This is a genomic window from Psychrobacter sp. TAE2020 (genome assembly GCF_018919485.1).
Taxonomy (GTDB): domain Bacteria; phylum Pseudomonadota; class Gammaproteobacteria; order Pseudomonadales; family Moraxellaceae; genus Psychrobacter.
On sequence record NZ_JAHLMU010000001.1, the window covers coordinates 1452991 to 1466878 of the forward strand.

8 protein-coding genes are annotated in these 13888 nt (G+C 42.5%); all 8 read right to left on the reverse strand.

The features are described 5' to 3' along the window. Positions 1-36: 36 nt before the first annotated feature. A complete protein-coding gene (locus KPY62_RS05895; protein ID WP_216581199.1) occupies positions 37-699 on the reverse strand; it encodes a class I SAM-dependent methyltransferase in 663 nt (220 codons plus the stop codon). A 47-nt stretch (positions 700-746) separates the two neighbouring features. Then, entirely contained in the window at positions 747-890 is a 144-nt protein-coding gene (locus KPY62_RS05900; RefSeq protein ID WP_216581200.1) for a DUF2256 domain-containing protein, read from the reverse strand. A gap of 252 nt (positions 891-1142) precedes the next feature. Continuing rightward, positions 1143-1307, reverse strand: a complete 165-nt coding sequence (locus tag KPY62_RS05905; protein WP_201621919.1) for a DUF2256 domain-containing protein — start codon at positions 1305-1307, stop codon at positions 1143-1145. A 399-nt stretch (positions 1308-1706) separates the two neighbouring features. Then, on the reverse strand, positions 1707-8066 hold the full coding sequence (locus tag KPY62_RS05910) for a DNA repair ATPase (protein ID WP_216581201.1): 6360 nt from the start codon (positions 8064-8066) through the stop codon (positions 1707-1709). A gap of 364 nt (positions 8067-8430) precedes the next feature. Continuing rightward, entirely contained in the window at positions 8431-10455 is a 2025-nt protein-coding gene (locus KPY62_RS05915; RefSeq protein WP_216581202.1) for a hypothetical protein, read from the reverse strand. A 152-nt stretch (positions 10456-10607) separates the two neighbouring features. Then, positions 10608-11270: a hypothetical protein gene (locus KPY62_RS05920; protein ID WP_216581203.1), complete on the reverse strand. Its 663-nt coding sequence runs from the start codon at positions 11268-11270 to the stop codon at positions 10608-10610. 308 nt (positions 11271-11578) lie between these two features. Beyond that, a complete protein-coding gene (locus KPY62_RS05925) occupies positions 11579-12580 on the reverse strand; it encodes a Xaa-Pro aminopeptidase (protein WP_216581204.1) in 1002 nt (333 codons plus the stop codon). A 477-nt stretch (positions 12581-13057) separates the two neighbouring features. Then, positions 13058-13543 (reverse strand): META domain-containing protein, encoded by a 486-nt coding sequence (locus tag KPY62_RS05930; protein WP_216581205.1) that lies wholly within the window; start codon positions 13541-13543, stop codon positions 13058-13060. Positions 13544-13888: the final 345 nt, after the last annotated feature.

A 13888-nucleotide genomic window follows, 5' to 3' on the forward strand; every position in this document is an offset into this window, starting at 1 on the left:
CACGTACCAAAATTTAATCTAAAAATAGAATCAAGCTTATCCCAACTTACTAGCGGCAACACTCGCCTCGCCCCAATAGTAATAACCAACGATATTTACACCCTGAGTAAATCTCTGCTGACCCGACACCTCAAAACCAGCCTGCGCTATCAGCTGTTCGATATCCCTATCAAGATGACAACCGCCTGATACCGTCTTCCATGCTGGGGTGATGAGCTGTTGTATTTTGCCGATTAATTTAGGCTGTGGTGCTAGGCCATGCTCAGCATAATACAACGTACCAGCAGGTTTTAGCACTCGTCTCATTTCACGTAACGCTTGCATAGGATTAGGGATAGAACATAAAGTAAAAGTCATTACAATGCTATCCACGCTATTATCTTCAAGAGGTAGCGTCTCAGCAGACAACGGCTGCGAAATAAGTTCAATACCCTCATTATCAAACCTTTCTCGTGCCAATGGCTGCAAGTGCGGATCAACCCCTATTACTCGTTTGACCTTTTGCTTATTATAAAACTTTGCATTAAGTCCACTGCCCACACCGACTTCTAGCACTATGCCATGGGCTTTAGGTACCACAAGCGCTCTTTGTTTGCTAACAACGTCCAACTTACAGGCTTTATCTATGAGTATAGGCAAGACCTTATTGTCATAGTTTTTTTTGATACTAGTCAGTTTTAAAGTTAATTTTGAAGTCATGGTTACACCTATTCTGTATCTATATTATTAGAAGAGTAACGCTTTTTTTAATCGCTCTTTTTCACTCGTCGACACTTCTCAGAACAATAAATCACTTGCTCCCAGTCCTTCTCCCACTTCTTACGCCATATAAAAGGACGCTGGCAAACTGGGCAGATTTTTTGTGGTAGATTTACCTTTTTATGGGCCATCGGTTTTCCTTGAATCAAATTATAGGGTGCTGTCGAAGAGCGAGATTAGACAAGTTATGAGTTTAAAGTCGGTGGGTTACGCTTGAGCTAACCCACCCTACGACGACCAAGAGTTCTTTAATTATTTGATATCATATTGACAGTCAGGTCTTCCAAAATGGTGCGCGAGACGCACCCTACCAACTCACCCTACAAGGTTATAAGATGCTGGGTTAAAAACCCAGCCTACAACGAATCTAATTTAGACTTAAATTATTGCTTCTGATGCTCGACATTCTCATACTTCTTTACACGCCGGCATTGGTCGGAGCAATACACCATACTCTCCCAGTTTTTATCCAACTTCTTGCTCCAGCTGAATTCGCGCTCGCAGACAGGACATTCTTTTTTGCGTACATTCTTCTTTTTGTGCGCCATTATTTTTCCTTATATCGCTTGGTAGAATGAATTAGTAAAGCCTAACCCACTAGATATATAATTTTTATATCCAGTGCTGGGTTAGCTGTTGCCTGTATTTTTTGCAACACTGCGACAATTTTAACACTACTTTAAACTTATGAACTTAAAATCGTTGGGGGCCGTAAACTGCACTCAACCTACTCTAAAACTTCCTGTATAGCAAAACCAATCAAGGGTTCTATGGTTGCCTTGCAATGCGCTTTGGCGCTGATAGGAGCGAAAAGCGGGACATAGCTCTAAAACACCCTAACGTAAAAAAAGATATTTAACCATCAGCTAAATATCTTTTTTAACCTGCCAAGCATTTGTTTCTTACTAATAACTTTGTTCAAATACTCTAGTGATTATTCACCGCTCTTATTTATAGTTGTCAAAGATAGTATTAAGTCGATTTAGGCAATCAACAATCAACTTGCCGGTTTGCTCGGTACTGGAATCTAAGATAAGCTTTTCATCCAGACGCCTAGCTAAAGGTTGCAACGCTTGTTTTAACGCCGTAGCCATCAGCGTTGTCTGCTCAGTGACATCGGTAATAGTAGTCTTTGACGCCTCGGTAATCGTAGTAGCTGCACCGCTAACGCCACTCGCCAGCATACTCTCCGATAGACTGTTGCCTATATTCTTTGCCATATCCCCTGTCATATGCACTGCCAGCTGCTCGACAGCATTGATTAGACTGACCATCAACTGTTTTTGTATATCTTGGTTCAGCTTTTGATACTCGCCATCGGCTTTATGATCGTGCCGATAGATTTGTACCAGCTTATCCATGCTTTGCTCAAAACCATTATCGATACTCTTACTCACCACATTGGCATTGTTCAGCATACTGTTAGCCACACTATTAGCCATGCTATCGGCGAGAATCTTTTGCGCCTCTAACTGCGCGGCTAGCTGTATCTGCTGCCCCGCCTCTTGTAAGCGAGCGATTTGTTCAGGATCATGCTGGCTTAAGTAGCTAGCAAACTGCTGGTTGATAGCTTTAAAGCCACCAGCGACGTCAACTAATTGCGCGACGATGCGTGCACCCGTATCGCCATCCGCGCCGCCCATAGCTTTGTTGCGTAGGAAGTCAGTTTTGATCTGCTGCCAACGCTGTGCTTCATCGGCATCTAACACCCCACGCATCTCGGCAAGCTTGAGTAGATTGCTCTCTGCCCCTGAAATCAACAGCTGCGACTCTCCTAGATAATGATCATCTATCAGCTGGTTCAGCTCATTATCATTCATAACCGCTGATAGCTTCTCAGTCATCTTATTCATATTGCGGTAGCTGCCTTGCAGCTTAAAGATAGGTTCAAGCCGATATTTATCATCTTGCGATGCCGAGGCAATATAGGCTTGGTTGACCTCAAGAATCACTGCTTGTACCGTAAACATGTGCCGTAGAATAGCGATAATTTCATTAATCTCCGCCGTGCTATAAGGGTAGATAAGCTCGCTACTTTGCGCTTGCATCATGTTAGCGCTATTAGCAGTGTTGCTAGCACTATCAGCAGCAACGGCTTTAGCCATTTTTATAAGTCGATGCACGTCAGCAAGATCACGATTGGCTAAAGGCGCCAGTACCGTATTAGAGGTTAATGAGTTTTCGATATAACTAAGGGCGAACACTTCTTCCATACCGCTCATGATATCGCCTAAGTTATAAATGTCGGCACGGTTGGCCAGCATGTCAGGCACTTTAAAGGCCTCGCCACTCTCAGTATAAGGGTTACCCGCCATCACCACGCAGAACTTCTTGCCACGCATATCATAAGTCTTAGTCTTGCCTTGCCAAACCCCATCGATACGGCGTGTGCCATCCCCTAAGGAGATAAACTTCTGCAAAAACTCTGCGTTAGTGTGCTGGATATCATCCAGATATAACATGACATTATTGCCCATCTCAAAGGCTAAATTAATTTTATTTAGCTCTTCTCGTGCCGTTGCATTAGGGGCTTTGGCTGGGTCCAAAGACATAACATCATGGCCTAGTGAGGGACAGTTAATCTTCATAAAGATTAAACCCAAGCGATTAGCCACGTATTCCATCAAAGTAGTTTTGCCGTAGCCTGGTGGCGATATCATCATTAAGATACCCATCAAGTCGGTACGCTTGTCATCGCCTACAGTACCCATCTGCTTGGCGAGGTTGTCCCCAATCAAGGGTAGATAGCTCTCGTTGATCAAACGGTTACGCACAAACGAGGATAACGGACGTGGCATAAACTCGTCTAGTCTTAGCGCCTCTTTTGACTCATTTAATAGCTCTGAGCGTAGTGACAGATAGCGCTTATAAGCCGGAATGACTTGCGTATGATGATCGTGCAACCGACTCATAAAATCATCAACAGCGAAGCTTAGCGTTTGCTGATGGATGCGTTGATGCTCGCCTAATAAGTTATTCACTTGTATCTCAAGTGATACTTTACTAGTACTGCGCTCAAAGCTTTGCGCTTGATTAAGGGGATTATTAAGACTCGTCAGTGCCGGCGTCAGCGCGCTCGATGCGGTTGATAGTGATGTTGATGGCAATGTTGATAGTGATGTTGCCAGTGTAGATGTTGGCGTAGATAGTCTAGCTTGCTTGTCAAACGCTATCCCAGAGTTGATCAGGCGTTGTACTAAAGCTTCTCGTTGGGCATCATTTAATTGAGTCAGTAGCACAGCAATCGCTTCTGGTACAAAATGACGTCCGCTCTGCAACTGCAGTTTAGCTAGTACTGCTGCATCCTCGCTCTTAGCCAACTGTTCTGCACTAAGCGGATTGCCATGATCATCAACTTTACTATTGATGGCTTGTGCACTAGCAAGGTGATTATCCTCATAAGCTTTATCTAATAGAGCATCAAACCAAGTCGCTAGTAGCTCATAAGCCGCTTTTGGCTGAAAGCTGAGCCTAGCGACAGAGGTTCGTAGTTGCTCAAAGCTAGCCCTGTTTTGATTATTGTTTTGGCTGCTAACTGGTGAACTGTTGAGCGTTTGAGTCAATTGATCACAGAGTTGCTGCGCTTTTTGACTAGTCTGCCATTCTAGCCCTTGCGCTAAGCTGACAGTAGGCTCAGTACCTTGCCCCAGCACATTGACTAAATATTCGCAGGCAAGCTGTACATAACTTTGGGAGAATATACTGCTGTCTGAGCTTAAAATAGCAGGGCTATTATTATGGTTAGCATGGTTGTCGCTATCAGCCTGGGCATCGGTATAAACACCGTTATCAATAGCGTTGTCAATACTACTAGCACTACTAGCCTGTATCTCAGCATTACCATCATGGGCAGCTACAAAGTTGCTCATTACCGCCTTTATATCATTGACTAGCAAAGCTTTTGCGCTATCACTACCTAAAGTACGATGCAGTTGCTCAGCGGTGAGCGCTCGATCCGTCCAATTGCTAACGCTAGTCAGCGTTTGTGCATCCAGCCATTTATCATAACTAAATTGGGTCAGTGCGGTTAAGCCTAACGCTTGTACTAAGTTTAATTGCCAATAAAACAGTTGTGCCAGAGCACGTATTTGCGGGGTATAAATAAGCAGGCCCGCCTCACGTAAGGTTGGCAATATCTGCATCAACAATAAGGTGGCGTCATGATCGTGAATGCCTTTTTCATAGCCGAGCTGATAGCGAGGCGTGGCATAAGCTCTGACTACCTTAGCCAGCGCACTGTCATCAGCTATCTTGCCATGGCTATCAATAGTGCTAGCTGTCTCATCATAAGCTTGATAAAGTCGGGTTTCGCTCAAACCGTCTTTGCTATCTTTGGCACTTTCGATAATGCTATAGGCTAAGTATTCAGCGCGATACACTTTGTCTGATTCGGAAGCTATATTCATATCCCAATACGGGCGTAGCGAATTAAGCTCATCATTATTTAATACTTGATAGTAGTCGGTGCCCGTCAGATGTAGGTTGAGCAGCCGTTGGCCATTAGCCTGCTGGCGACTCAGAAGGGTCAAATCTAAAGGCTGAGTATTGACCGAGAAGCGGTGCTTGCCCAGCTTGATAATCTGACCACCCTCTTCAAATAAGTCTGACTTATCTTTTAGGCTCTTATAACTCTCAATTTGAATGGCTTTAAGGCGAGCATTCAGATCATCTGCTTTGACACTAAAGCCTAGCTGTTGCAGAGACTTGGTGATGCTACGTACCTTTTGTACTAAGCCATCCGCAGCAAAATAAGTATTTAGGGCACTTTCATCTTTAAAGCCAGTAATGCTAGCACTTTGGGTACGCTTCTTGATACTCTCAAGCATCCTAAGCGCGCCATCACCTAAGTTCTGAGCCTTGCGGTTACGTGCATCGAGCAGTTGCTGCTTATGGTTTTCAAAAACCTCGTAAATCTCTTCACGTTTACTAATAATGTCTGCTAAAAACTGATCACCTATATTAGCTTCTGGATCAGAAAACTGGCTCTCCAGCTCTTCTAACTGCACTAGCAACTTAGCCATTTGCTCATCTGACTTCTCAGGCGTATTAGCGATGGATAGAGCATTGGCAATTGACTGACCAAACAGCTTAAACTGGGCACCAAACTGCGCTACTGCCTCAGCAGAGCCTAAGTTTTTGCGTTTATGATTAAGCTTGGCCTTGCTCTGGTTAAGACGCGAGTAAATAGCAGAGATATCATCAATAATTTGGGTGCGCACGGTGGCATCAGCAACATCTAGCGTGCCTAACAGTTCAGTCAATAGATCTAGACCTTGTGCCGTTGCATCGATAGTGTCTAACACTGGCTTTAATTCAGCATTAGTTTCAGCCGCATCTAAGCCCTCACTGACCTCCGCTAAAGTGTCTTCATAACTTGATAACGCTTTCTCAGCGCTCAGATAGCCTACCGTCTGCTCAGCCAGCTCGCTTTCGATAGTTTCTAATTGAGCCTGTAACGCTTGTAGCTTATCGCTATCTAAATAACGCAAATTCTCTAAACTGACTAACTGGCCCTTCTGCTGTCTGATTGCAGACAATTGCGCCACGTAGTCACTCGCCGAATCAAAAGTGGTTGTTTTTATCTGCTGAGCAATCTGGTTTTGCTTAGCCTCGGCATCGCTCAAAGCAGTTTGGGTTTGCTTTTGAATGCTTTGTACTTTAGCGAACTCATCGATTACCAACTCAGCCGTCGCTGTGACCTCACGAATACTATCTGCCACTTCAGCAAGATCAGGCTCAGACAACCAATAATAACTATCGAACAGCCTGCTGGTATTACCGACAAGCTCCTCGTAGAGCTTTTGCGACACCGTTTGATTGTCTATTAGGCGAGTAATACTGTAGAGGTCTGAGATGCCTCGAACCAATTCCTTATTACCAATTTTGCCATAAAAACTGCTGCTTTCAGGCAGCTCGCTAATATACTCTTGCGAGGCATACGGGGTATGCCATATCTGCATAGGGTGAATACGTGACGGCTCACTTTGGGCACTAAATAGTACTAGCTGACCGCTCTCTGCTAACGCCATCCCGTTACAGTAAATAGGATTTGCCAGTCTTTTTTTGATCAAATTATAAGGGAATAATCCGGTGACCCCTAAGGCTATATCATAGAATAAGAACAACACATCCTCACCATTGGGTGATATTATTTTGCGCTTAAATCTTAAATCCATAGCACTATTATTTTGGCTATCAAATAGCTTATGCTCTCCGGTCTGTAAGTAATAACCACTAGGAAATATAATGCCATGATCTTCTGGTAGCTGCACACAAGACTGGCCGATAGCATCCAAACGTAATACCGTCTCGGTCAGGGTGTTATAGACAAAATAACGATAGCTATCTTCTCGATAAGGCAAAATCTTCAGCAGTATTAGACTACCGACTTTGGCATAAGCAATCTCAGCATCGGTTAGAGATTGAGTGCTGTCATTGACAAGCTCACTATAGATCCCTAGCCCTGATTGAGTATTATCCTCAATCTTGATGGTCAAGTCGCCATTGACGGTTTCTACAAATATGGTATCTAAGATATTCATATGCGGATGTTTGCCATTGACCATCTGCTCGCGTGTAGTCACGATCCAATCAAAATCATGGGCGGATGGCAACTCAATATCACGCTCACCGCGATTGTCTACATAAGCTACTTGTGCCGCCTTTGGGATATTTTCGCTAAAATCTAAGGCAAAACGAAATACTCGAATGTCAGTGATACGCTCACCGATCTGAAACGCCAATAGCAGCTTGCTGTCCTTGACGGTAATTTGTATCAAGCGCGTTTGCTTGTAATAGCGGTACAGCTCATTAAAATCTTGTACAAAGGCAGTTTGATCTAAAAACGTATCAGTCAAATCGACTTCTTCTAGCGCATACTCTTTATCGCTGCTGTTGCTACTATCACTACTGTTGCTATTACTGTCATCGCTATTGTTACTGTTGCTGCCATCAGCAGGCTCTATAAGGCGATACAGCGATAGTACATCCTTAATATTGCTTGCCCGTTTTAGACCCATAAATACATTATAGCCAAACAGCAGATAGTCACCGACTTGTACCATGTCTTGTGCCACACAATTGTATTCAGTACGAACACGCGTGCGGGCAATAACTTGCATCTGGGTACTGCCAAACTCTGCTAGACGCGCATTATTTAATTTGGCAGTCTGCTGCTCTAATCGATTGCCTTGCTCAGTTAACCGCTTTTTGATCAGCTCATAGGCATTGCCTGCAGCAACGGCTTGATCAGCTTGCTCAACTCTACCGGTGCTACTAAGATCTGTCGGATTTTGCATATCTGCCATTGCTATTATTCTCTACTTTTAGGCAATAAGAAAAATTTGATAATAGGGATTAAAATTAACTATTTTAAGGCAGTTTCAAGCGGTTTGATATTGTCTTAAAATAGCTAACTCAATGTTATTACGAATTTAAGTTAGTAGAAATAAATGGCAATTTAAATTACCATTTATTTATATGAGTGATTTTGATAAGTAGGCGTAGGGTGCGCCATGCGCACCTGAAAGTCGTTAAAACAAAGTACTTCTTTGTTAGACTTGCAAGGATAATCCTTTAAATAGGATTGTCTAACTTTAGTCATACCTTAGCTACTGGTGCGCTAGGCACACCCTACAAAAGCTTATTCTATCGACATTTACCGATCGCCAATTAGTCATTATGCTCAACAGGCTTATCATGCTCCTGTTGGTTGGCCCTAGACATCGCTTGATTGGCCATCATAGTATTGATAATACCGCTCAAAGTATCCGACTTGCCGGCAAGACCATCGATAGCTTTGCCGATAGACAATGACTTGGCAAAGTTATCAAAGAAGTGCGCTTCACCGCCGACAATATCGATTTTGGCTTTTTGTAGGGCGACTGCTAATACTTCAGCATTTTCTTTAGCAATCTCTTTACCCGCTTCGATCGATGCCATGGCTTCTTGCAGGGCGGTTTCAAGACCCATACGGAATTCTTCGTGCTCTCGCGCCTCTTTACTCATGCTACCCATAGCATTGAACTTTTCAACTAAGCCATCAGCTTCGGCCTTAAAGTGTTCACGAGTCACTTCTGCTTTAGCCAGTCCGACTTCGCGCTCTGCTTGTGCATTAGATTGACCAATAGCAGCAATAACTTCAGCATTGACTAAACCGATGTCACGCTCTGATTTAGCATTAGACTCACCGCGAGCGGCAATCACTTCAGCATCTGCCATGCCTTTTTCACGGTCGGCCTGAGCTTGCGCTTGTCCGGTAGCTCTAACGATATTGGCTTTGGCTAGACCTTCTTTTTCTAAAGATGACGCCTTGGCTTCTTGAATAGCTGCTTCTGCAAAGCCATGGGCCGACTCTTCGGCTTTGATACCTTCAGCCAGTCTAACTTTAGCTTCCGACTCTTTAGCGGAAGCTTCTAGATTAGCAGTAGCTAAAGTGGTGATCTCAACAGCTTTATGCTTAGCCGCCATCTCATCTGCTTCAGCCTTTTTGACTTGACGTACCTTGATTTCTTCAGCATCCGCTTCAGCGGCTAATACGCGCGTTTGCTTAGAACGCTCTGCTTCGCTAACTTCACGAACTTCTTTAATACGCTCTTCTTCTTGGGCAACGGTCTTATCTACTGCAATACGCTCACGAATAACGTTAGCGATTTCTTTTTTCTCAAGCTCAATGGCTCTTTCGGCTTCGATACGCTGTAGATCCACTTCACGCTCACGGGAGACAATTTCTAAGTCGCGAGCACGAGTCACTTTCTCTTCTTCAATAACTACCGCACGCAAGCGGTTTTGGCCAGCCACTTCAATCTCACGCTGTTGATTCTCGCGTTGTATGGCTAAGTCCTGCTCAACCATAATGACCGCAGTTTCAGACTTCTTACGTTCTTCTTCTTCGATCTTACGAGTTTCTGCGGTCTCACGAGCGATGACAGAAGCTATTTCACGACGTTGTTTGGCTTCTGCATCGGCTTGTTGACGCTCTAACTCCAGCATAGCTTCTCTGGTTTCAACGTTTTTCTTCTTAACCGCTAACTCTTCATCACGCTCAAGCTCATTAGTGATAATGTTTTGAGCAGCCGTTAACTGAGTGATCTTTTTGATACCCTCAGCATCCAAGATATTGCTTGAATCTAACGATGATTTTGGCGTTTGTTCTAAGTAATCAATCGCCACGTCTTCTAGAACATAACCATTTAAATCATTGCCGATCTCTTTGACAATACTGTCACGAAACTCGCTACGATTTTCAAAAAGTTTGACGAAATCAATCTGTTTACCAACTGTTTTTAGCGCTTCAGAGAACTTAGCATTGAACAGCTCATTAACAGCGACTTTGTCCGAAGCGCGTTCAACCCCAACAGATTTAGCAACTTTGAGGACATCTTCTTCAGTCTCATTGACGCGTAAATAAAACGCTACAGTGATATCTGCGCGCATATTATCGGCACAAATCAGCCCTTCTTTACCTCGCCTATCTACTTCTAAGGTAATTAGTGAGATTCTCATCAATTCTTTTTTATTAATGATCGGCCAAATAATACCGCCGTCGAAACGTACGTCAATTTTACTAACGCCATTAATAATTAGTGCTGTGCCTTGCTCAACCTTATAATAAAAGGCTTTCAGCATTAAAAGCATTGCCATAATAAAAATAAACGCCAGCACTACTACTACGCCAACGATAATGAGTATGTCCATATTCACTCCTTTAATGTAAACCGTTCAACCAAATTTAGAATATTTAACGCTATGCCTACAAATAGCTAGCCATTTATCAGCGGCTAAGTAGTCAGCAAATACTTATTAGTTCAATTTATTATTAATAATGATTTAGTAAATCGCCTAAGCCGTTATAGGTCTTTGACTACCGCCACCCGATAAGCATTAGTCTCTTGTAAATATTCTACTAATACTACTTTATCGCCTTGTTTAAGCGGCAGCGCCTTACTATCCATATCAGGTCGAATTCTAAGTATCAATCCTGCTCCGCCATCGCTTAGTTCAGCCTCGCCGTGCTTATCAGTAACGCTAAGAGTGCGCACTATAGCCGTCTTACCCAAGTTGCTAGAAGCATTACGTTTGGGGACATTGGTGACTTTTTTACGAATAGGAGCGATGATAAGGCCAGTTAGCCACATAGACACTATTAGCACTAATACTAGTGCTCCCGTGCCAAATACATAATAGAGTAGACCTGAGTCGTACCATTGGTGTAGCAAACTGCTATATAAGTAGCTAAGCGGCCAACCAATCAAGCTCACTAAGCTAAGTATCACTATTAAGGGTACGCCATAGAGACCAAACTTCAGCGCCAGCCCAGTAAAAACTCCTGTGGAGGCTAGATTAGATAAGTTAGAGTCAGCGCCAGAGTCCCCAATCTCTACGTTGTCCATATCAGTGACGCCTAGCAAAGAGACTAGCCAATATAAAGTGACAAACATCACTAGACCAGTAAAGATAACCGTAGGGTATAAGCTAATTTTAGTAATAAATATTAAAAAAGATTCTTGCATCGTACCCACGCTCCTTTTGACCCCCTAATCTAATAATCGCTAGGGTCACCAGCTATTTATTTGGCTATATAAACAATAATACTAAGCAATAGCAGCCAACTTTTATACTTTTATACTTTCATAGTACCGTCAAAACCTTAATAACAACTTAATCTAACAAGGTCGACTTATGTTTCTCTATTTGGTATTAAGTATATATATAAATAATTAGCCAATACATCTAATTCGCCATTAATAGATCGATAGCTTGAGGTCGACGTAATAAAAATCATAAAGACTATAAAAGTTATAAAAAAAATAGCAGCTAGTTAACGACTCCATACTGGCGAACGCATTAATCCAGCTGACTTACTGCTAATGGTATAACTACTACCGCCAGCTAAAGAGCGAATCACTAGACTGCTACCGCCTTGACCATTTATGTTGCGGTTTTGCATAGCATAAACTACGTATTGAGCACTTGGAGAAAGACGGGCCGGCTCATCAAGGCCAGTCTCTGCAAGGTTAATCACTTGCTTATTGGCTAAAGTCATAACCGCAGCTTGGCGACCATTGAGATAACTCATAAGCTGGCCATCTAAGCTCAACTGCGGACTGGCAGCGTAGCCACCAGAAGATATCTGCGTGGCACCACCCGTAGTCAAGCTATAGCGATAAATACTAGGCCGCCCAGCGCGAACTTTATCACTAACATACAGGAAGCTCTGTCCATCAGCAGCATAACTTGGCTGTACCTCAGTACTAGACAAGGTAGTAAGCTGCTTAGTAGTCCCGTCAGTTAAGGACAGCTGATAGATATCGGCATTGCCAGCAACCGATGAGCTATAAAGTAAGGTTTTTCCATCTGGTGAAAACGCTGGCGATAGATTGCTACCGCTAGCATCGACCACTACCTTACGAGTTTGCTTGCGGTGATCATAGATATAAATAAATGGATGTTGGCGTGCTGCTTGTTTGCTATAAGCTAAAAGTTGACCATCGGCAGACCAAGCAGGGGCATAAATATAACCGTTAAGCTGATCAAGCAGCTGTCTGTCACTCCCATCAGGGCGGATACTATATAAAGATGATATTTTGGCACTACCTAAGCCTTGCTCTTCTACATAAGCAATACGCCCTTGTCGATCTATGGCTGGCATTTTTGCAGCGAGAGGATTACTACTAGAGTTATTTTTATTAGAACCAGTAGAAGTCGATAATGTCTGACAACCGCTCAAAGCAAACAAAGTTATGGTAATAACCACTGCGGTTATGTTCCTCAGCGTATAACCATTACTGATAGTATGCGTAGAGCCAATAGGATTAACCATAAAATAATATCTCGCCAAGCGTTAGGGAAAAAGGAGAAAAAGGGAAAACTTATAGCCTTTATTTATTTACTTTGAGGGGTCGATAATTTAAAGACCGTCTAATTTAAAAGCTGTCTAATTTAAAAGTCATAAGCTTTAGAACTGCTATAGCCATGCTGCCATAATATTTTTGCAATTGCTGTTAGGCAAACACCGATAAATGCAGGGTAGCAAATTTTATATTAATTGCCTTTATCGGTTGAATCTAACTAGCAATGATGCCGTTTTATTTTCGCTTGACTAAGCTTGAAATATTTAATGAATACCTTAGTGTAGCGTAAACCATGATGATTTTTACACAAAAAAAGGCCTCACTAGGTAGTGAGGCCTTTTCTATATAGCAGTCTAGTATTAATCGACTGTCATTTTGGCTATAAATCAAAGCTATTAGCTCTAAAGCTGACAGCTTATGTTTTTATAGTCTGTTTTTATAAAAAATTACTTAGCAACGGCTTTAAATTGCGCAACTTGATTAGCGTTAGTAATGGTCAACGTAGGCGCATTGTTACCACTTTTGCTCAAGCTATATCTACCTTGAACCGTAGCCATAGTAGCGGTATCAAAGCTTGCTTGTGGCTCAGGGCAAGCCATCATAGTGCTCAGTACGTTGTTCAACTGTACATTGTTATTCACTACGCTGTATTCAGCACCCATATTGTTACAAGTGTTCTTGAAAGTAACGCGGTTTTCGCCATTGTAGTTATTGAAGCTTAAAGTTAACGGCTTAGCTGGATCAAAGAATAACTGAGTAATCTTAACACCGTTAGTACGCTTAGCATCAACTAACTGCCAGTCATAAGACTGTAGTTCAGTGTTACTGATAGCTTGAGTTGTTTGTGCAGTAACGGTTGGACTGGTTTGGCAACCTGCAAGGGTACCTACTGCCAATACGCTAGCCATCATTACTTTAGTCAAATTTTTCATATAAACTCCTAGAGGTATCAAAAAAGGTTTTAATTGATAATAGTGTTAAAAGATTTTGCTTTTATAAAGTTTAGCAATTATCTAAAAACTGCTGCATTAATCAACTTGGCACACTATACAGTATCTATGTTACTACTGTACTTAAGCTTGTTAGTCTTTTTATTTTTAATCAACAACCACAGCTGATTAATCAACTTTATCAATAACTGTCTTAATAAATAGTGTGGCTATTATGGACTTAACGCCGATCACTGTCATCCCTCCTTATGTATAGACTTCACTCAAATATTGTTCTCCCGTATAGGCGTTTTGCTACTGTCTATTGCTAGTTATAGTATTACCTGC